Source organism: Pseudomonadales bacterium (assembly GCA_013215025.1).
Lineage (GTDB): Bacteria > Pseudomonadota > Gammaproteobacteria > Pseudomonadales > DT-91 > DT-91.
Genome location: JABSRR010000061.1, coordinates 1 through 20777, shown reverse-complemented (window position 1 = coordinate 20777; position 20777 = coordinate 1). Strand labels below are relative to the sequence as shown.

General features: G+C 46.4%; 26 protein-coding genes. 14 read left to right on the top strand and 12 right to left on the bottom strand.

Going from position 1 to position 20777, the window contains the following annotated elements; genetic code table 11:
• Positions 1-314 (bottom strand): twitching motility protein PilT (locus tag HRU21_06365; GenBank protein ID NRA41919.1); only part of this gene is annotated, 314 nt, incomplete at its 3' end.
• Positions 315-396: 82 nt separating this feature from the next.
• Between HRU21_06365 and HRU21_06360 the strand changes: the two genes are divergently transcribed.
• Genes HRU21_06360 through HRU21_06310 form a run of 11 tightly spaced genes read left to right on the top strand, consistent with a single transcriptional unit; the run spans position 397 to position 6379 of the window.
• Complete coding sequence (locus HRU21_06360; GenBank protein NRA41918.1) at positions 397-1080, top strand: YggS family pyridoxal phosphate-dependent enzyme; 684 nt, start codon at positions 397-399, stop codon at positions 1078-1080.
• A gap of 8 nt (positions 1081-1088) precedes the next feature.
• Positions 1089-1916: a pyrroline-5-carboxylate reductase gene (locus HRU21_06355; GenBank protein NRA41917.1), complete on the top strand. Its 828-nt coding sequence runs from the start codon at positions 1089-1091 to the stop codon at positions 1914-1916.
• A gap of 18 nt (positions 1917-1934) precedes the next feature.
• Complete coding sequence (locus tag HRU21_06350; GenBank protein ID NRA41916.1) at positions 1935-2540, top strand: YggT family protein; 606 nt, start codon at positions 1935-1937, stop codon at positions 2538-2540.
• Between the two features lie 3 nt (positions 2541-2543).
• Positions 2544-2927: a phosphoribosyl-AMP cyclohydrolase gene (gene hisI, locus HRU21_06345; GenBank protein ID NRA41915.1), complete on the top strand. Its 384-nt coding sequence runs from the start codon at positions 2544-2546 to the stop codon at positions 2925-2927.
• An 18-nt stretch (positions 2928-2945) separates the two neighbouring features.
• On the top strand, positions 2946-3275 hold the full coding sequence (locus HRU21_06340) for a phosphoribosyl-ATP diphosphatase (GenBank protein NRA41914.1): 330 nt from the start codon (positions 2946-2948) through the stop codon (positions 3273-3275).
• 24 nt (positions 3276-3299) lie between these two features.
• Positions 3300-3539 (top strand): twin-arginine translocase TatA/TatE family subunit, encoded by a 240-nt coding sequence (tatA, locus tag HRU21_06335; protein ID NRA41913.1) that lies wholly within the window; start codon positions 3300-3302, stop codon positions 3537-3539.
• Positions 3540-3547: 8 nt separating this feature from the next.
• Positions 3548-3943 (top strand): twin-arginine translocase subunit TatB, encoded by a 396-nt coding sequence (gene tatB / locus HRU21_06330; GenBank protein ID NRA41912.1) that lies wholly within the window; start codon positions 3548-3550, stop codon positions 3941-3943.
• A 3-nt stretch (positions 3944-3946) separates the two neighbouring features.
• Positions 3947-4735 (top strand): twin-arginine translocase subunit TatC, encoded by a 789-nt coding sequence (tatC, locus tag HRU21_06325; protein ID NRA41911.1) that lies wholly within the window; start codon positions 3947-3949, stop codon positions 4733-4735.
• A 58-nt stretch (positions 4736-4793) separates the two neighbouring features.
• Positions 4794-5006, top strand: a complete 213-nt coding sequence (locus tag HRU21_06320) for a YdcH family protein (protein ID NRA41910.1) — start codon at positions 4794-4796, stop codon at positions 5004-5006.
• Positions 5007-5008: 2 nt separating this feature from the next.
• Positions 5009-5761: a glutathione S-transferase family protein gene (locus HRU21_06315; protein NRA41909.1), complete on the top strand. Its 753-nt coding sequence runs from the start codon at positions 5009-5011 to the stop codon at positions 5759-5761.
• A gap of 3 nt (positions 5762-5764) precedes the next feature.
• Positions 5765-6379: a sulfotransferase family 2 domain-containing protein gene (locus tag HRU21_06310; GenBank protein NRA41908.1), complete on the top strand. Its 615-nt coding sequence runs from the start codon at positions 5765-5767 to the stop codon at positions 6377-6379.
• Positions 6380-6387: 8 nt separating this feature from the next.
• Here HRU21_06310 and HRU21_06305 read toward each other — a convergent pair whose 3' ends face one another.
• The 3 genes from HRU21_06305 to HRU21_06295 are packed head-to-tail and all read right to left on the bottom strand — an operon-like array spanning position 6388 to position 9727.
• Complete coding sequence (locus HRU21_06305; protein NRA41907.1) at positions 6388-7164, bottom strand: endonuclease/exonuclease/phosphatase family protein; 777 nt, start codon at positions 7162-7164, stop codon at positions 6388-6390.
• A 9-nt stretch (positions 7165-7173) separates the two neighbouring features.
• Entirely contained in the window at positions 7174-8676 is a 1503-nt protein-coding gene (locus HRU21_06300) for a hypothetical protein (protein NRA41906.1), read from the bottom strand.
• Positions 8677-8692: 16 nt separating this feature from the next.
• Positions 8693-9727, bottom strand: a complete 1035-nt coding sequence (locus HRU21_06295) for a serine/threonine protein kinase (GenBank protein NRA41905.1) — start codon at positions 9725-9727, stop codon at positions 8693-8695.
• Positions 9728-9801: 74 nt separating this feature from the next.
• Here HRU21_06295 and HRU21_06290 point away from each other — a divergent pair, with 74 nt between their 5' ends.
• Complete coding sequence (locus tag HRU21_06290; GenBank protein ID NRA41904.1) at positions 9802-10599, top strand: DUF2889 domain-containing protein; 798 nt, start codon at positions 9802-9804, stop codon at positions 10597-10599.
• Between the two features lie 4 nt (positions 10600-10603).
• Here the strand turns inward: HRU21_06290 and HRU21_06285 are convergent, their stop codons facing one another.
• Positions 10604-11296, bottom strand: coding sequence for a phosphatase PAP2 family protein (locus HRU21_06285; protein ID NRA41903.1), 693 nt, complete (start codon positions 11294-11296; stop codon positions 10604-10606).
• A gap of 124 nt (positions 11297-11420) precedes the next feature.
• Between HRU21_06285 and HRU21_06280 the strand changes: the two genes are divergently transcribed.
• The gene (locus HRU21_06280) at positions 11421-12050 is read left to right on the top strand and encodes a hypothetical protein (protein NRA41902.1); all 630 of its coding nucleotides are present in this window, start codon (positions 11421-11423) and stop codon (positions 12048-12050) included.
• Between the two features lie 33 nt (positions 12051-12083).
• Here the strand turns inward: HRU21_06280 and HRU21_06275 are convergent, their stop codons facing one another.
• Genes HRU21_06275 through HRU21_06250 form a run of 6 tightly spaced genes read right to left on the bottom strand, consistent with a single transcriptional unit; the run spans position 12084 to position 17837 of the window.
• Entirely contained in the window at positions 12084-13229 is a 1146-nt protein-coding gene (locus tag HRU21_06275) for a hypothetical protein (protein NRA41901.1), read from the bottom strand.
• Positions 13230-13238: 9 nt separating this feature from the next.
• The gene (locus HRU21_06270; GenBank protein ID NRA41900.1) at positions 13239-14264 is read right to left on the bottom strand and encodes a uroporphyrinogen-III C-methyltransferase; all 1026 of its coding nucleotides are present in this window, start codon (positions 14262-14264) and stop codon (positions 13239-13241) included.
• Positions 14261-15064 (bottom strand): uroporphyrinogen-III synthase, encoded by an 804-nt coding sequence (locus HRU21_06265; protein ID NRA41899.1) that lies wholly within the window; start codon positions 15062-15064, stop codon positions 14261-14263. Before HRU21_06265 ends, HRU21_06270 begins: the two co-directional genes overlap by 4 nt.
• 6 nt (positions 15065-15070) lie before the next feature.
• On the bottom strand, positions 15071-15997 hold the full coding sequence (gene hemC, locus HRU21_06260; protein ID NRA41898.1) for a hydroxymethylbilane synthase: 927 nt from the start codon (positions 15995-15997) through the stop codon (positions 15071-15073).
• A 24-nt stretch (positions 15998-16021) separates the two neighbouring features.
• Positions 16022-16732 carry a response regulator transcription factor gene (locus tag HRU21_06255; GenBank protein ID NRA41897.1) on the bottom strand — a complete coding sequence of 237 codons (711 nt, stop codon included), beginning with the start codon at positions 16730-16732 and terminating at the stop codon, positions 16022-16024.
• A 34-nt stretch (positions 16733-16766) separates the two neighbouring features.
• Positions 16767-17837 (bottom strand): histidine kinase, encoded by a 1071-nt coding sequence (locus HRU21_06250; GenBank protein NRA41896.1) that lies wholly within the window; start codon positions 17835-17837, stop codon positions 16767-16769.
• Between the two features lie 102 nt (positions 17838-17939).
• Here HRU21_06250 and argH point away from each other — a divergent pair, with 102 nt between their 5' ends.
• Positions 17940-19334 carry an argininosuccinate lyase gene (gene argH, locus HRU21_06245; protein NRA41895.1) on the top strand — a complete coding sequence of 465 codons (1395 nt, stop codon included), beginning with the start codon at positions 17940-17942 and terminating at the stop codon, positions 19332-19334.
• Between the two features lies 1 nt (position 19335).
• On the opposite strand, the gene HRU21_06240 is transcribed toward argH, so the two are convergent.
• On the bottom strand, positions 19336-20777 hold a 1442-nt coding region (locus tag HRU21_06240), incomplete at its 5' end, for an EAL domain-containing protein (GenBank protein ID NRA41894.1).

Genomic DNA, 20777 nt, shown 5'->3' with positions numbered 1-20777 from the left:
GTTAATACCTTAGTTGGGATGGTTCGAAACACCGCACCTGCGCCGCGATTCTGATTAAATGCATTGACACGAAAACGTGAAACGCCAGGCACCTCAAAGGAGAAATCCGTTTCCCAAAATTCCTCAAAATCTTTGCGCTGCTTATCATTCATGATCTCGTAAATCAGACCATGTACTTCTGTATGGTCCATAGGAGGAAGATTAATCCGTCTTACATCACCATCAACGCGAATCATCGGCGGCAGTCCAGCCGACAAATGTAAATCAGATGCCCCTTGTTTAGCGCTAAACGCGAGTAGTTCGGTTATATCCATAGCAACCCTCTAGAGAACATAGTGGTAATTTCGGTAATTTGATATGATCTTTGTTTTTATGATTAGCGGTCAATCCTAATCTATGCAGGCATTAGAACACAATATCCAATCGCTGAAACAGCGCATTAAAAGCGCATGCAATCTCGCTAACCGTGACGAAGATTCCGTTTATCTGTTACCGGTCAGTAAAACCCGCAGTATTTTTGAGCTACAGCACTGCATCGATTTGGGTTTTAAGCAATTTGGTGAAAATTATTTAAATGAGGCCAAGGTCAAAATAGAGGCTCTGCCTGAGTCAATCGAATGGCATTTTATTGGCCCGCTGCAGTCAAATAAATCGCGCTATATTGCTGAACGTTTTAGCTGGCTACAAAGCCTTGATCGAGCAAAACTTGTGACGCGACTGAATACGCAGCGCCCAGCTGAACTACCGCCACTAAACGTGCTGATTCAAGTCAATATTAGCCAAGACCCGAATAAATCTGGCGTAGAGCTTAAGCATATTACAACTCTTGCGGCCGAAGTCGCGCAAGCTGAGCGATTATCGCTGAGAGGCTTGATGACGATTACCCAACAAGACTTAACAACTGAGCAAAAGGCCGCTGAATTTCAAACCATGCAGCAAGCTTTCACCCAACTGCAACAGCTTTACCCAAGCTGCGATACTTTATCAATGGGGATGTCCGGCGATTTAGAGCTTGCAATTCAGCATGGTGCCAGCATGATACGCATCGGCAGCGATTTTTTTGGCCCCAGAAACAATTAAGAGACATTATGAATCTACATATCGCATTTATCGGTGCGGGCAATATGGCCAGCGCCATTATTGGCGGACTATTAGACAGCGGCATGGCGGCGCAGCAAATTATCGCGGCAGACCCCTTCCAGCCGCAACTGGATAAAGTTCGCACCAGCTTCGGCATTGCAACCACCGACGACAACACCAAGGCCATCGAGCACGCAGATATTGTAGTGTTAGCAGTAAAACCTCAGTTAATGCAATCCCTGTGCAATGAGATACGAGATGCTGTCGCAGCCCGCGCTCCTTTGCTTATTTCAATTGCCGCAGGCATTAACTGCGAAATGTTTGCCAAATGGCTAGGCTCAGAGATTGCCCTCGTTCGCTGTATGCCCAACACCCCTGCCTTGGTTAACGCCGGCGCCACCGGCTTGTATGCCAATCAGCAGGTAAGCCTGCAGCAAAGGCAACAAGCTGAGCAACTGTTAACCAGCATCGGCTTAACTGAGTGGGTTGATCAAGAAACTTTACTAGATGCGGTGACCGCCTTGTCAGGCTCGGGCCCGGCGTATTTTTTCCTGTTAATGGAAGCCATGATTGCAGCGGCTGAAAACTTAGGCCTTAATCGTCAAAGCGCCGAAAAACTGTGTCTGCAAACCGCACTTGGCGCCGCTAAAATGGCTATAACAGCGGATGACGACGTGGCTGAATTACGACGCAAAGTGACATCGCCGAATGGTACTACCGAAGCTGCCATTAACAGCTTTATCAACGATAACTTTGATGCTGCAGTGACTGCAGCCTTAGCTGCTGCGGATGCTCGCAGTAAAGCCATTGCCAAAGAAATGGCTACCGAACAGTAATAAGATTAGGGCAATAATGTGAGTGAATTGGCTGATATTGTAAATTATGTAGTGAGCAGCCTAATTGGCGTGTTTAGCCTATTGGTGCTACTGAGATTCGTATTCCAACTGGTTAAGGCTGATTTTTTCAACCCTATCTCTCAGGGCATTGTAAAAATCACCTCGCCAGCACTAAAGCCGCTTCGACGCGTAATACCTGGCCTGGCGGGCCTTGATATTGCTGCATTGGTGCTGGTTATTGCCTTAAATATGCTAAGCATTGTGATTACCCTATTGCTGGCAGGGCAGAACTTTAGCTCGGCTATCATGTTGATTGCTGTGGTCAGCGTATTAAAGCTCTTTGCCGCACTGTTGAACATTGCCTCTTTTTGCATGCTTGGCAGCATCATCTTAAGCTTTGTTGCGCCGATGAGTCAGCATCCTGCTGCTATCTTACTGCAACAAGTGGCCGAGCCGATTTTCGCGCCGTTTCGCAAATTACTGCCCGATATGGGCGGCATCGATTTATCACCCATTTTTGCCTTTTTATTACTCGGCGTGATGACCAAACTTCTTGCCATTCTGGCTGCTCAATTTGGCATACCCGTTGGCACTATGTGGCTATTTGTATTTATCGGAGTCTAAGCTATGAGCGAGCCTTTAATAGATGCTATACAGTTTAATCAAGACGGCCTTGTGCCGGCGATAGCGCAGGATGCCGATAGCGGCGAAATACTGATGATGGCATGGATGAATGCCGAATCAATACGGCTCAGTATGGCTGAAAATCGGGCGATTTATTATTCTCGCTCGCGGCAAGCACTGTGGCGTAAAGGCGAGCAATCAGGCCATATACAAGAACTGAAAGCGCTGCTATTAGACTGCGATGGCGACACCATATTATTGAAAGTGAAACAAATTGGTGATATCGCCTGCCACACTGGCCGTCGCAGCTGTTTTTATCAACAATTTGATGGGCAGAGCTGGCAAACCATTAGCGATGTGCTGAAAGACCCAAACACTATTTATTAGCAATGACTAGGACAAACTATGAAAGACGTACTGTCTGAACTTGCTGCTGTACTTGATCAGCGGAAAACTGCCGACCCTGAGACATCGTACGTAGCCTCTTTGCACCACAAGGGCCTGAATAAAATACTCGAAAAAGTCGGTGAAGAAGCTACCGAAGTCATTCTGGCTGCAAAAGACGCCGAGCAAAGCAAAGATTGTCATAATCTAGTGTACGAAACTGCTGACCTGTGGTTTCATTGTTTAATCATGTTAAGTGAGCTGGATCAATCGCCGCAGGCAGTGCTCGACGAACTCGCGCGGCGCTTTGGATTGTCAGGCATAGACGAAAAAGCCAGCCGGCCTAAATAAGCTATATTATAGAGGTAAGCAACTATGGGTTTTGGCATCAAAGAACTACTGATTGTCTTGGTCATTGTAATCTTATTATTCGGCACCAAGCGCTTAAAAAACATTGGCACTGATCTAGGCTCTGCGATCAAGGGTTTCAAAAAGTCAATTTCAGATGAGGATGCGCTGAATAACGAGCCACAAAACACCAAGCTAGACGCCACCTCAGATCAGGCTGACATTGACAGCACAGCCAGCGACGTATCTAAACAGCAAGATAAGTAAGCCAGGCGATGTTTGATATTGGCTTTATCGAACTTCTGCTTATAGCGGTAGTTGGGCTATTAGTCTTAGGGCCCGAACGCCTGCCGGTAGCCATCAAAACGGTCGCACTTTATGTCGGCCGACTAAAGCGCGCCTACCATGGCGTCAAAGCCGATATAGAACGTGAAATTGGTGCCGACGAAATCCGTCAACAGCTGCATAACGAAGAAATTATGCAAACGCTGGAATCTACCAAAGCTCAACTCAAGGATATTGATCAAGACATTCAGGCCACTGAGGCAATTGAACAGACCGCCAGCTGGTATCAAGACGCTGAGGCCGCATTGAACCGGTCTGATACTGAAAAGACTGCCTCGGTGACTTCAGCGCAGACCAATTCGCCATCTGAGCAAGCAAAGCCCTAATCCATGAGTCAAGATCCGCACACCGACCCTAACCTTGATCAAGATGATCAAACTGATGCTCACAATACACCTAATACAGCCGATAAAGCTCAGCCCTTAAGTGCACACCTGATTGAGTTGCGTAAACGACTACTACGCGCCATATTGCTGGTTTTGCTCGTCTTTATTGGCCTGTTCAGTTTTGCTAACGACATTTATCACCTTGTCGCCACGCCACTGCTGGCAAGCCTGCCCGAAGGCAGTCAAATGATTGCAACGGAGGTAGCCTCACCTTTCTTAACGCCGTTCAAGCTCACTCTCGTGGTGGCGTTTTTTATTGGCATGCCGCTGATATTATTTGAGCTGTGGGGCTTTATTGCGCCGGCGCTTTACCAGCATGAAAAACGCTTATTTTTGCCTGTCATTGCCTGTTCGATATTGCTTTTCTATGCCGGCATGGCGTTTGCGTATTTTGTTGTATTTCCATTAATTTTTGCATTTTTTGCCGCAGCCGGTCCAGAAGGTGTAGCCTATACGCCCGATATCAGCCAATTCTTAGCCACTGTATTAAAGCTGTTTTTTGCCTTTGGTCTAGCTTTTCAAATTCCTATTTTAACCATGGTTCTGATTCGTACCGGAGCTGCAACTGCCGCCTCGCTAGCGAATAAACGCCCATATGTTATCGTCGCATGCTTTGTTGTAGGCATGCTGCTAACCCCGCCAGACCCGATCTCACAGTGTTTAATGGCTGTGCCAATGTGGTTACTGTTTGAATTAGGACTTTTATTTGGCCGCTTTATTAAAGCGCGATAAAGCGTTGTAAATTATCCAACAGGGTCTAAAATCGGTACAGATTAATAGTAGAATCGCCATGAATATCAGCCACTTAGATGAAGAACAACAGCGTCAGCGTTTAAAACAGCTGCGCATAGATCATCGCGCCCTTGATCAACAAATCATTGCCTGTAGCGAAGGCAGGCAAGTTGATCAATTTGAAATCCGTCGACTCAAGAAGCGAAAATTAGCGTTAAAAGACGCGATCATGAAACTTGAGAGCCAAATTATTCCTGATCTTAATGCCTGACCATGATTGATCTGTACATTGCCGATAGAGGTCATGGCCTTCCAAGTATCGACCCCTTAAGTATGGCGGCAGAAGGCTTCTTGAACATTAGCGAGACGCCCTTCCGTGTGATTACCGAGAGCAATCTGTTCAAAGCCGCTACTGATAATCTGCCGATGATCAGAGATAATGGCATCATAGTTCGAGATCTCGAATTGATCATGCGGCATATTGAGCATAAATTACAAATTTCAATGGACGGCCACCTGAATAGTCAGCAGCGTGCATTGCATCTTTGTGCCAGCAGAATGCTGAGCCAGCACCTATGCCTAACAATGCATTACTGCCGCTGGTTAGATCCAGAGACTTACCAACCGTTTGTGAAAACCTTATTTAGCGATATTCCTCCGCCGATCAATATGATGGTAAAGCGTCGTCAACAACAGTTTTATAAGCGTCAAATGCAGTCAGCTGGGCTTCATGCCCTCGACAGTCACGACATTTATCAAAAGGCAGGATCAGACTTGTCGGCATTAGCCGATATTTTAGCCGATCAACAATGGTTTGGTGGCGACTATGTCGCAAAGCTTGATATCATGGCGCTCAGCGTTCTAAGCAATATACTTTATCATCCTGTGACAACACCGCTTATTGATCAGGTCCAACAGCATGACAACTTGCTCGCGTTTGAACAGCGCGCCAAATCGCTTATTTTCCCTGCCGACTACCAGCCCTCAACACCACAGATATTTGCCGCCGAAAATGGATGCGATTAAACTATGCTGACAATGCAATACCGCGATACAAAAATCGCCTATTATTGTGTGCCGAAATGCGGCAAAACCACGGTTAAATCGATATTTAAAACCTTAAAACAAGAAGGTGGCGATTATCATAACTATGGCTATAGCAAAATATCGCCGCTTAGCCGCCGTCGTGGCAAAGACGCACACCGATTTACGGTCATTCGCGACCCGATTGCCCGACTCGTATCCGCTTATAATGACCGAGTTGGTGATCGTGATGATATTGCGCGATCCAGCATCAGTGTCAGCTTATGCCATATCATGGGCCTNAACCCCTCACCCTGTTTAGAGGAGTTCAGCCTAAACTTGCGTAAATATGCCGCNATCAACGATCGTATTTTTCGCCATGTAGTGCCACAAACCTGGTACACCGGCAAAGACCTAAGTTTTTTTCATCAAATCTATAACATACAAGATATGGACCAGGTGTTTGCTGACGTTAGCCAATTAACCGAGGTAACGATATTACCGAAGGTAAGAAACGCAAGCCGCAGCAACGCAAAATCTAACGATTTATCTACCGAAGCGCTCAACTATCTACAGCACTTTTATCGAAACGATTATCACACCTTTGAAGAGTATCTTTAAGTCGGCAGCTACTTCAACGCCAGCTGACAGACAATCGGCTTATGATCAGAGCTTTTCACCTTAGCTAGACGACTTATCTGTTTTACTTTTAAACCGCGTAGATAAATATGATCTAAGGCGAGTTCATTTGGGCGATACAGCTTATTGGAGATTCGTGTAAAACCATGTTTGCGTAAAATATTATCTAAACAGCGCAATTGCCAACGGGTAAAGGTATTGAAGTCTCCACAATATATTGCCGGCAGCTGTTGATAATCCGCGCAATCTACAAGCACATGCTTGACTTCACGACGCAGCGAGCGAGCCGATTTAAATAACAGCATATGCGTATTGATTAATAATAGTGGCTGACCGCCCTGCATCTCCATCAATGACACTAATGATAGCTTTGGCGTTTGCGTGACTAACTCTTTACCTAAACTTCGAATCACCGCAATCGGTTGTTTTAAGGCATAGCGTGATGCGGTCAAAACGCCTTCATAACGCTTATCTGCACGCGCATAAGTAATGCCGTAATGAAAGTTCAAACCAGCATATTCTCGACTCAGCTGCGCGGCATTGGTGGTGATAACTTCCTGCAAACAGGCGAGACTTGTGGAGGAAAGCAAGCGCGCCAAGTCTTTCTCAATTACCTTACCCTTAAGCTTTTTATAAATATTCCAACTTAATAAGCTAAATTCTTGCGGCAACAAAGCAGTGGCAGCCTGTTCATGATGATGTAATAGGTTTTCTGTCGCAGGATAAGCCTGCCTTACGGCGTGAAAGTTTCTCCAATGTTGGCGCATCGCAACTGCCTACAGATAGGGTGCTAGTAAACGCATAACACCATCGATTAAATATTGTCCTCGCGTGCGTTGTAACCACATCGACAAAGTATATTCAAAAGTATTAGATTTTTTATTGGCGAACAGCTGTTTTAGCTGATCAATCATCAATGGCTCGAATATTTCAATATTCAGCTCATAGTTTAGCCGCAAACTGCGAGCATCCCAATTTGCCGAACCAATAGACACATAACGATCGTCAATGATAATCAGTTTGGAGTGATCAAAAATATGCTTAGCTCGATAAATTCTGCAACCACTGGTTAACAGCGAATGTAGGCTACCGATTAATGCGCGATCCAAAATTTTATGGTCGGAGTTATCGGGCACTATTATCTCGACCTCAACGCCGCGCATGGCAGCAGTTGATAAAGCGTCTTGGATCGAGTTATCAGGCAAAAAATAAGGCGTGAGTATTTTTATTGACGCATCTGCATGATTAATGATCGATAAAAAATGCCATCGAATTCTAGCCTCATCATCACTTGGCCCATCAACAATCAAACGCGCAAAATCTGCTTGCTCTAACGCTTTAGTATTTGATTCTTGATTAAACCAGATCTTCTCCGTCAGTGCTTGCTGAGTGGCAAAATGCCAATCGTTAACAAACACTTCTTGCAGATAATTTACTAAACCCCCTTCAAGCTTAAAATGAATATCCGGTATTGCAGCACCTCGTCGCTGCTGATGTGAATAATCGGCGGCAATATTTAAGCCACCGGTAAAGCCAAGTTTCGCATCAACCACCAACAATTTTCGATGATTACGTAGATTCGAATAGCGCGTTTTCATTAGCATCGGCATAAACTTTGCCGTATCGATGGCATGCGCATGCAATTGACGATAGATATCAGCAAATGACTTATGCGAGCCAACTGCATCCATCATCACCTTCACTTCAACACCTCGCTGCTTTGCCGCAATTAAAGCCTGACAAAAGCGTTTTCCAACGGCATCGTATTTGAATATATAGCTGTGCAAACTAATCGTAGACTCTGCTGAATCTATCGCGTTCAACATTGACGCATAGGCTTGATCGCCAGCTTCAAAACATTGAAAACGCGTCAGCTGAAGCGGCGAGTACGCGAGCCGGTCACCAAGTGATATAAACCCGCGCCATCTATCGATATCTAAACGTTGCTGCGTTTGCCATTGCGGCTGAGGCTGCGTTATGTAAGCACGATGCAAAAATTTTGCCTGACGAAACTCGCGTGTCAGCGTGTTGATACCAAGAAAAATATAGCTTAGTGAGGCGATTAAAGGGGCTATCACCAAAACCCCAAGCCAACCTAAACTGAGATAAAACAATGAAAATATAGCCGGCGAGAGCAGGATAAAGCCAAGCCAGGCAAACGCTGCATAATGATTGCGTTTAAAAATAATCGCATGCAGGCTGCAGGCTATGGCCAAACCGAAGATTGGTAGAATCAACCAAACGTTTGCGGTGATGATGTCAAATGCACTATCGTTCACGCGTTTAACGCTGCAATCAGTTAAGGCTTAAAAATTTATCCGCATACATATTGTCTTGTAACTGCAATAACTGCTCTCGAAGTTCAACAATATGCTCACCCCAATACCGCGCGGTATTAAACCAGGGGAAATGCATGGGAAAAGCCGGATCTTGCCAACGCTTTGCTAGCCAAGCACAGTAGTTCATCATTCGTAAGGTGCGCAGCGGCTCAATCCAATGCAGCTCTCGCCGATCGAATTCAGTAAACATTTCATAGCCCTCTAATATTTCGAGAAATTGTGTCTGCTGCTGAAATTTATCACCCGACAGCATCATCCAGATATCCTGCACCGCTGGAGCCATTCGAGCATCATCAAAGTCGACAAAATGCGGCGCATCGTTGCGCCATAAAATATTACCTGCATGACAATCGCCATGGCATCGAATAAACGTCGTATCTGCAGCGAGGCATAGGTTCTGCTGCATTTGATCAATCAATTGCTCTGCGATAGTGAGATAATTATCGTGATATTCGGCCGGCAACAGCGACTCAGAAACCGTTTGAATCGCATCAATACCAAAACTTTGCAGGTTCAACGCTGGTCGATGATGAAATTGTGTCGCTTTACCAACCTGATGCATCTTGCCTAAAGTTTGTCCTAATATGAACAGATTATCTAAGTTCTCAAACTCAGGGGCTCGCCCGCCACGACGCGGAAAAATTGCAAAGCGATGCGACTCCCAATGATGCAAGGTGTTACCCTGAATCACTGACGGCAGCACGACCGGTATGTCTTGCTCAGCTAGTTCAAAACAATAGTGATGCTCCTCTAAAATGTCAGCATCACTCCAACGTTGCGGGCGATAAAATTTCACCACCAAGGGCTCGGCATTTTCCATGCCGACCTGATAAACACGATTCTCATAGCTATTTAGCGCTAATAGCCGTCCATCCGAAAAACCGCATAAAGATTCAACCGCATCGATCACGGTATCAGGGCTGAGATTAGCGAAATGTTGCGCTGAGTTATCAGTGTCGGTGAGCACTTGGTTTGGCGATTGATTCGGCATATTGGCCCTATGATTGGTTCATTATCCAGTTCAAGTTATAATAGCGTACTTAGTAGTGCAATTTCGATTTATCCATGTCTTCTCGCAATCCATTTAACTACCCACTCAACCCTGACTACGGCCAGGGTGCTTTTCACCGTAAAATTCGCCTCCAGCCTTTAAAAGATAACACGGGCAGATTTATTCAGGCGGAACTTGAGGATTGCAATCACGGCTTTACCCTGAAGCTGTACTTTGATCAACAGCAAGTTACACGCATTCTGCCCGAGGCTAAACGGATCCCTTTAACGACTTGCGCAGCAGCGGGGCAAATGCTGGATGCATTAATCGGCATGAATATTCATAGCCCCAGTCGAGAGCTTTATGCTCAACTTGATCTATCATCACACTGCACTCACTGGCTCGATTTGGCTATCTGGGCCATCGCCCATGCAGGGCGATGCAGCGCATCGGACACATGGCATGATCGGGTTTATCACGCGATTATTCCAGACGAACTTGAGCATGGCACGCAGGCAACACTCTTGCTTAATCAAGAAGTGTTATTAGACTGGCAACTAAAAGATTGGCAAGTGATTCAGCCCTCAGCCTATGCGGGCCAGCCCTTCTATAAAGGCTTCGCCGCCTGGGCAAATGATATAGCCGACCCACAGGAACGCGAGGCTGCTTTCGTGCTGCAAAAAGCCTACTTTGTATCACGCGCTAGGCTATATGCGATTGATCAACTTGCCGGAGAACCTGCAAGCAAACATCAAATGATGCTGGGCGCCTGTTTTTCTTATTCACAGCCGCGTGTTTCTGTGGCACAGCGAACCGCCGGCAGCGTGCGTGACTTTAGCGATAACAGTGCCGCATTATTGAAATTTCAATAGCGGCTCATCGCGACTCTGGTGCCGGCTTTGCTGGCCTTCGCAACAAATAGTAATCGATCAGCAGCACAGTCACGGCACTGATATAGCCAGCCCAACAAACATCACTGAAGTGATGACCACCAGCTGCTACTCTGGCCCAGCTGGTGCCGCCATACCAGCCAAGCAACAGCAACGCTAAAGCTACCGCTTTATCTCGTTGTTCGCGACGCCATAACCAACAGCTCAGAATCAGAAAAGCCAGCGGTACAGATGCATGACCAGATGGAAAAGATTTTCCTTTGCCGCCCCAGTTTGCCTCGAACAGGGCTTTAGACGGTAGTTCACCACCAAACTCGACACTCTGCACGGGCCTAGGACGCCCAAAATTATCTTTTAGCAGGCTATTTACAATTAAGCCCGGGCCAATCGCCAAGACTAAAAAGACCGCCATGGCTAATTGATCAAAACGTTTCAAACGGCCAGAAAAAACTCTGAGCAAGGCAAAGCCGATCAGGCCAATTAACACCCATCTTACGGCATAGTTAATGCTGTAATAAAACCATTGCTCGAGCGCATAGCCTTTCATATGAAACGCATGATTTGGCTGCCAAAACCAATTTGATATACGAAAATCCAGATTCAACATAATCGTCAGCACTGACAGCAGTGCAATCATTAAACTGGCAGCTGAAAAAGCGATTAAGTGCTTACGAGGCATAGTGTTCTCAAAAGCTGAGAGTATAAACAAACTGCATCATGGATAGCTAGCCATGATTGGCTTTCTGCTTGCTTTACGTTATGGTGGCCAACCTTTTGACTATTCGCAGAAACAAAGCGACCTCATGCCGAAATCTAGCTCCTCAACTGTTCATCTTATCTGCTTCTCAGTGATTGCCTTGATCATTGCTAGCTGTTGTTATTTTGTCATGCTAGCCGACGTTGGACCGATCTATGCTGAGCATGGTTTGATGGAAAATATGCAGGTAGGCTTGATAATGCTGGCTGGCTTTGTGTTTATCGTTCAGGCCGTCAGCAGTGATGCAAGAGCCCGTGAGATTATGGTTTTTTTTGCGCTATTGTCGGTGATCTTTGTAGCACGTGAAATCGACTTTTTTAAAATGCAGGGCGAGATAGCTGAGCCACTCTATTGGCTGTTAGGAACGCATATGGGGAAGGCGCTTTTCTATCTGCCGGCGCTATATATTTTATGGCGTCAGCTAAGGCTGTTTGGTTTTTACTATGCAAACCGAGGATTTTTCTTCAGGCTACCCAGTGTACAGTATTTGATGATAGCGGCATTTTTATTGATTGTAATGAGCTCAATATTTGATACCAAAGAGTGGCACTTTAAATACCGGCATTTTTTTGAAGAATTGTCGGAATTGGCTGCTTATTGCTTCTATTTCGCCGCGGCGCTATTGATGAAAGCTAATCTCAAGGCCATGCCAGCAGTAACAAACACAAGCCACTAAAGCGAGATTAGCGCAGCTCATGCTTATGAGAGGCTAGTGACGTAGTTTCGCGAGCTGCTGAGATAGCTCTTCCGCGCTTTTATACTTAAGCATTAATTCGCTGTATTGCATATACACCTCAACGCAAGGTTTCAGCTGTAAGCTGCGATAATAAATATCTATCGCTTTATTATGCATATTTGCTTGTTGATAGACTGACGCTAATGCAGCCAGTGCCGCTGCATCAAAACTGTGATTGTCAACTTTCTCCAGCTCGCTAAGCAAGCCTAAGGCTGCAGGCTCAGTCAGTGCGATAGCAGCAAAAATCGCCACAACATGATACTGCTCGGCTTTTAACAGGCTGCGCAAACTTTTCAATCCATAGGCTGGCTCAATCGCATAGGCTTTAGCCAAAATAGCCTGCTGTAATGCCGCTGGCGCTGTAGCCAACTTTTTATGAATGGCTTTCAGCTGATCTATCGACTCAGCTTGTTCAACCTTATACAAATTAATTGACTCGGCTGCTTGGCTAAAAGCTTGCTGATCGCGCTTGGATAATTGGCTATAAATTTTTTCCGCTTTTGGCCACTGCTGGCATTCGATATACCAGCTCAGCGCCTTGTATTTAACAATCGCCTGACTCGGGAAGTCTTTCATCATTTGGCGCAGCAAAATATCCACCTGAACCTGATTAGGTTCAGCCATATGAAACTCAAGCTCAGTCAATAACAGTGAAAACTCATTGCTAGTCTCATGAGCCGCGGCAGCGCTCAAGAGTTCTTTCGCGGCCGTTAGATCACCTTGTTTAATTGCCGACTTACTGGCCATTAAAAAATCAGAGAACAGCGGCTGNGTGTTTTTTAGGCTTTGGCTGAATTTTTGATGAGCCATTGCCCAATTTTCATCAATAAATGCCAACCTAGATTGCTGTAACAAACGTGCTGACTTTTTTACACCCCAGTTTTTTGAAATCATGCCGAATTTGCGCAGCGTCGACAGCAGCAGCTGCGTTAATCGAAATACTACATAAACCGTGCATATGCTCAATAGCAGTGCGATTACTAAGCCCCAGAAGGTTGTTTCAAGTGCTAGCTGACCATAGGAAATCCAGACATAGCCGGGGCCATTTGACTCCACGGATGATGCTAACAACCAGCCTAGCAAAATGAGCAATAAGAGCAGAAGAAAGCGTTTAATCATAATGGCTGCTTAACGGGTCTTTAATCGCGAAGTTAAGTAGTCTTTCAGCGCCAGCTGAGAGGCCTGAATGGTGGGTAAATCTTCCACTAGCTTAAGCGCGGCGATTTCCGCTAGCGTTTCTTGTGCCAGCTGCACCTCGGGGCTATTGCGGTCATAGTATTGCTGCAGAATTTGCTGAATTTTTGCAATGCTGTCGGCAAAAATAGCTTGATTAGCCAGCAACAAGGCCGACTCAGCACGAGCCAGGGCCAGCTGCGTCATTTCTTGACGGAAATTCAGTTGTTCAATATTTAACAGCGCATCAGTATCTTCGCCATCGAATTGACGCAGCGAAAAATAATCATCGAGAATGATCTGCACTTTGTACCAAAAGCTTGGATTTTCTGGTTCAGGCTGATTGCTTACCGGCTGACGACTCTCCAACGGCACCATGGGTAAATCAACCAGCATCGTGGCCAGCGCCTTCAGCTGCGCATACACAGCGGCAACATCAAAGGCTTGAAACGCTTTTAAACGATTAAGGTCAGAGCGAATGGCCACTCTCACATCATGTAATCCAGCATCTTCTACCGGAATTTTCTGTATCACCGCTAAGGCACTGGTGAGCAAGGCAATGGCGCCATTCACATCGTCACGCATCAATAAGCGATGATCGGCCATGCGCAACAGAAACTCGACCTCGGGCAATAACCAATCTTGCGAAGAATTTGCTTCTAGCAGCGATAAGCGCGCTAACATCTTATCACTGGCCTCGGTTAAATCATTAAGGCTTTGCTGCAGCACAGCATCTTCAGAAATGGTTTGCTTATTACGCTGCTCAAGCAATGCCTGCAGCTGCTGAACAGTATTAGCATTATTGGCTGAGGTCTGCTCAAGACGGGCAAACTGAGCATTCAAGGTAATATCTGCCTGCTGTCGCTCAAACCATAACCAGGCGCTGATGGCTAGGCTGGCTAGGACCATGATCAGCAATAGAATACTAAACAGCCCTATAGTTTGTTTTTTTGCATGCGGCGGTTGATCACTTGCCTTCATTGCTGATTCTCATTATTTATCGTTGTAATTGCGGCTATCATCGCTTGATTACCGGCATTCTCAGCTTGAGTGGCAGCAGTGAAGCCTAACTGTGCTGCCCTATCCAATAAGCGAGGACTAGGCACAATCAGCGGCATGGTCAATATCTGCGCCAAAACATTATCCATCATAGCTTGCTGCAGCAACATGTCTAGCGTCTCGCCACTGTTAATGGTTAATATGTCCAGCCCCGTATCTAATATCTGAGCCAAACTGCCCGCTTGCTGTGTCACCGGCTGGCGTGCATACAGCTCTAAGTAATCCACCTCAGCACCGCGCTGCATAAGCGTAGTTTTAAGTGTTTCTCGACCACCCTGCCCTCTGACAATTAACAGCTTAGAGGCGTTGATATGGTCGGCCTGCAACTCAGGCAGCGCCAACAAAGACTCACTGTTCATCGCCAAGCTATTCGCAACAACGTTTGGCTGCCCAAGCAGGCCAAGCAGATTAAGGCTATTGGCCGTGGCTGCACCTATTGCTAACCACTGCTGCTCAGGCTGTCGTGGCCAAAAGCGCTGAAACCACTGCGCGGCAATATTGGCCGCATTGGTGCTAATAAAAATCACCCGCTGATATTGCTCTAGGCGAGATACCGTATCAACTATCTGCTGTCGCTGTGTTGCGCTTAGTAAGTCATCATCCGGCAGAAAGGGCTGTATTTGTAATAAGGGATAGGTAACCGGCGTTATATTGAGCTCTCGAAGCTGTGCAGCCAACGCCTCGGCTTGGCCTTGCGGCCTAGTAATTAGCACTTTGGGCATGGTCAGCTAATCACTGGCAATTGCAGCAAGAATTTTATCCGCGCCTTGTGACAATAATTGTTCAGCGACTGTTATGCCAAGCTCAGCAGCCGAGCTCCGCGCCATGCGCGCCTCGGCGCAAAGCAAGGTTTTACCATCCGGACTGCCCACCAATCCTCGAAGCCATAATTGGTCGCCTTGTAACTCGGCAAAGCCGGCAATTGGCACCTGACAACCGCCATTTAGATGGGTATTCATGGCGCGCTCTGCTGTGACTCGGCAAGCGGTATCATCATCATTTAAAACCGCAACCAAGTCAGCGGTTTCAGCATCATCTTCGCGCAACTCAATACCTACCGCACCCTGACCACAGGCAGGCAAACAAATATTATCGCCCAGGCTTTCAGTAACCCTATCAGCCAAGCCAAGACGCAGCAGGCCGGCTTCAGCGAGAATAATCGCGTCAAATTCACCGGCATCAAGCTTGCTCAACCGGGTACCGACATTGCCGCGCAACCAGTCAATATCAAGATCTGGCCTGAGCGCCGCCAGCTGCGACTGCCTACGTAAACTGGAGGTACCCAAGCGCGCACCGGCGGGAAGCTCGGCGAAGCTGTTATAGCGATTCGAGACCAGTGCATCATAGGGCTTTTCACGCGGACAAATGGGCCCTAACTGTAAGCCCTCGGGAAATGCCATTGGCACATCTTTCATAGAATGCACGGCAATATCCGCCTCGCCCGACAGCAGCGCCTGCTCAAGCTCTTTGACAAATAAACCCTTGCCGCCCACTTTGGATAAGGGGCTATCGAGCAATTTATCGCCGCGCGATACCATCTTAAGCAATTCAACCGTTAAACCAGCATGCGCTGATTCAAGCCGGGCTTTGACATACTCAGCCTGCCAGAGTGCGAGAGGACTTTGACGGGTCGCAATAGTTAAGCGAGATTTCATAAGCGAGTGCTCTTGCAATAAACCCTACAGCTGTTTCATCCAGCCTCGAACTTCCGATACCAAGCGACGTGATACCAGAGGCTGAACATCGCAGCCTTCCACTTTTAACTCATACTGGCCATCAATATTTTTTTCCATTGACACGACATGCGCTGAAGAGACCAGTGCATTGCGGTGAACGCGCTTAAAGAAACTGGGAAATTCATGCTCTAAAGACTTTAAACTCTCATCCAGAATCGACTCACCCTGAGTATGATAGACCGTCACATACTTATGCTCAGCCTGCAAAACACGCACATTATCTAACGGTATCAGCTCAATATTGCCACGCGAACTGGCACTTAAATGGCTGCGGCCGTCTGCCAAAAAGCCCGCCTTAGCCGCCACCGACATCAAGGTTTTTTCTAATTTTTCTTTGTTAATCGGCTTCAGCAAATAGCCTTGCGCTGCGACCTCAAACGCATCTACTGCATACTCATCGTAAGCGGTAGTAAAAATAACCTTGGTTCGCAAACCTTCTTCAGCAATCAGCTCAGCTGCCTGCATACCGTCCATAATCGGCATACGAATGTCCAGTAGCGCAATATCAGGCTGCAGTTGCCGGCATAAGTCGATTGCTTCCTGACCTTGTGATGCTACGGCACACACTTCAAAGCCATCCAGGCTCTCTATCATTGCCTGTAAGCGTTGCCGTGCTAGCTGCTCGTCATCTACCACAATTATACTTACTGCCATACTTATTCCTTATCGCTGCTTGCGTGTTTGTAGGTTAATCAATATCGAAGATCAGATTTTTTGGCTGATATCGAAGCACCGTGCGAAAGCTATCGCCCAAATCCTTTAACTCTAATAACGCCGAGGGCCCATATAACTGATGTATACGGTGCCTTATATTGCTTATCGCCATTTTATTGCCTTTATTGGCACGATGCGACTGAGCCGTCTCAAATTGACTATTTTCTATACTGATAATTATCTCACCAGCCTGATATTCACCTTTAACCAGTATATATCCTTGCTCTAATGCCGGCTGAATACCGTGGTAAATCGCATTTTCAATAATTGGCTGTAGGCTGAGGCTAGGAATGGGCAGGCTGGTATCCAAGGCCGAAAAATCTACCTGCCAGCTTAATCGCTCACCGAGGCGAAGCTGCTCTATCGACAAATATCGCTCGCATAGCCCCCACTCTTTTTCAATCGTGGTTTCTAAACGTTCGTCTTTTAAGCTTTCGCGCAACAGGGTTGAAAAGTCTTCGACCATTTTTTCTGCTTTATCGGGCGCAAAACCAATCAAAGAGGCAATAGAGTTCATCGTGTTAAACAAAAAATGGGGCTTAATTCTGGCTTGCAATGAGGCAAGACTGGCGACTACCGCCGCTTTTTCTTGATGAATCAGTTGCTGCTGCACAAACAAATAGCGCAGCGCCACACCGGCAATAATGGCGCTGATAAAATAGTTGCGCCATATAATTTCCCAGTCAATGGTATTATTCTGCTTAAAATTAAAAACCCATTGCGCCAGCAAGGCAACCAGTAGCGCGACTAATAGCAAAATCAGATAGCTGCTGACGATAGTGAACATCTTATTGCTCAAACGATTTATCGTATTGCGCATTAACGCCAGTAAACAAGCACTGCTAATCGCTTGCCATTGCACATAAATTGTCATGCTGGCAAAACCCACCCAGTCAAAGTTCATGCCATAGACAAAAAGCGAAAACAGCATCACCAATAGCTGCGCCGTCATAAGAATCACAACAAATGCTCGAGGCGCTAAAAAGTCGGGCAGCTGAAAAAAGTCTAACTGATCATCTTGTCCGCTTAATTCAATTTTATTCATCGCTGAGCATAGCCTTAGCGCACGCTTTTTAGGATAATATTCGTTTTTATCTATTAAACACCAGCGATTAATCCAGTACCAATAAAAGTTTGAGAAAGCCTAATGAGTGATAAAACTGAATCGAGCATGTGGGGTGGCCGTTTTAATGAACCGGTAGACGCCTTTGTTGAGCGTTTTACAGCATCCATCCAGTTTGATCAGCGCATGTTCGAGCAAGATATTAATGGCTCTTTAGCCCATGCTAGCATGCTCAATCAGGCCGGCATTTTGAACGACCAAGAACTGTCTGACATCCAAATCGGCTTAGAAGAAATTCGTCAGGATGCGCAACAAGGCAAGATTGATTGGTCGATCGAGCTTGAAGATGTTCATATGAATATCGAAAAGCGACTGACCGATAAAATTGGCATCACCGGCAAGAAACTGCACACCGGACGCTCGCGCAATGACCAAGTCGCAACTGACATCCGCCTGTATTTGCGCGATGCGATTGACCACATAGCCACCGAGCTAACTAGGCTGCAAACTGGCTTGGTTGCGCAAGCCACAAGCCATGCTGACGTCATCATGCCAGGCTTTACGCACCTTCAAACTGCACAACCGGTTACCTTTGGCCACCATCTATTGGCCTGGAACGAAATGATCGAGCGAGATTTCTCGCGGTTGATGGACTGTCGTGCTCGCATGAATCAGTCACCGCTGGGTGCTGCCGCCCTTGCCGGCACAACCTATCCGATTGATCGCGACTATACTGCCGCGATGTTGGGCTTTGATAAGCCTACGGAAAACTCTCTAGATTCGGTCAGTGATCGTGACTTTGCGATCGAATTCACCAGCTTTGCCAGTATTTTATTAATGCATTTATCACGATTCTCTGAAGAATTAATCTTATGGGCATCAGCGCAATTTAACTTTATTGACCTACCAGATCGATTTTGCACAGGCTCATCGATTATGCCGCAAAAAAAGAATCCTGATGTGCCTGAGTTAGTGCGCGGCAAAACGGGTCGCGTATTCGGGCATTTACAGTCGTTACTAACCTTGATGAAAGGCCAGCCCTTGGCTTATAACAAGGACAATCAAGAAGATAAAGAGCCGTTGTTCGACACCATCGATACGGTACAAGCCTGTGTACGAGCCTTTGCCGACATGGTGCCCGCCATCAATGTTAAACGCGAAAGCATGTATGAAGCCGCTAAACGCGGATTTTCTACAGCAACAGATCTAGCCGATTACTTGGTTAAAAAAGGCATTGCCTTTCGCGACTCGCATGAAATTGTTGGTAGCTCTGTCGCTTATGCAATTGAACAAAATAAAGACCTTTCTGAGCTTAGCTTAGAAGAACTGCAGCAATTTTCTGACAGTATAAGTGACGATGTTTTTGAGGTGCTAACCTTGGAAGGTTCGGTTAGTGCGCGCGATCATCTTGGCGGCACAGCACCTACGCAGGTATTAGCCGCCGCCCAGCGTGCATCTGCAATGTTAGCAAAGCGTTAGACTAGTTCAGTAAACCCTTAAAATGTACCTGCCGAGCAATAAATGCCTCGAGCTCTTGCTCAGGCATCGGCTCGCCAAGTAAATACCCTTGTAGGCAATGAATGTTGCAGCTTTGCAATAAGTCGAGCTGTGTTTCACGCTCAACGCCCTCAATGCATACTCGAGATTTAAAGCCGTTAATCAAATCAATCAGCGTTTTAACAAAATTCAGCTGATCCTCTGACTGGTCAAGCTTCATCATAAATTGTTTATCAATTTTCATTTCATCAAATGGCAGTCGCCGAAGTGACTTGAGGCCGACTTCACCCGTCGCAAAATCATCCAAGGCCAGCTGCACGCCAAGCTGCCGCAGGCTTTGCAAGCTCGAAAAGGCAAAGCCGGTATCTTCCATAATCATTGCCTCTTTGAATTCCAACATAATCTGATGCGGCGCAACGTCATATTGCTTCAATAAACTTGCGATTGAGGGCGCAATTTTGCCAGCGCGAAAATGCTGCTGAAATATGTTCACTGAGATTTGGCCAATAAAGCCGCTAGCACAAAGCTTTTGTAATTTATCAAACACAAGGCTCAGCACCATTTCACCTACTTGCTCACCAAGGCCCAGTTCTTCAATACTGCGCAAGAACATCGACGGCTTTAACACCCTACCATCTGCATGCTGCCAGCGCAGTAGTGCCTCAAAACCGATTAACGACAAACTGTTTGCATCAAAGCGCGGCTGATACACCATCGATAACTCGCGCGAGCTAATTGCACGCTCAATATCCTGTGCAAGCTCTTGTCGTTTATTATCACGACGATGCATATCGTCGGTATAAAACTGATATTGATTTTTACCCAATTTTTTTGCGTGATACATCGCCACATCGGCACAGCGCAATAGACTATCTTGCTCTATTGCATCATCTGGATACAAGGCAATACCAATGCTGGCACCAATACTTAGGCGTTGACCTTCCAGTAAAAATGGCTCGTCGAGGGCGTGGAGTATTTTTTTACAAATTGTTGCCGATGATGACTCTGCAATATCGCGACTTTTTAAGGAATGTAAAATAATCGCAAACTCATCACCGCCCATCCTCGCGACCGTATCATCGCCGCGCACACAGTCGACCAAACGCGCTGCTACTTGGGTTAATAATTGATCGCCCAATGCGTGGCCAAAGCGGTCATTTACCGGCTTAAAACCGTCCAAGTCTAAAAACAGCAAGGCGGCAAAATAACGCTCGCGCACGCCACGCTGCAGCGCTTGAAATAACCTATCACTAAACAGCGTGCGATTCGGTAAATTAGTTAACGGGTCATAATACGCCAGCTGCTTCACTTTTTGGTCGGTCGCTGCCTGCTCCGCCACCTCATGGAATGCGGTGATATGATTGGTAAGCACGCCGTTGCTATCGCGCACTTCGGCAATATGCATGGCTGCCACAAAGGCCTCGC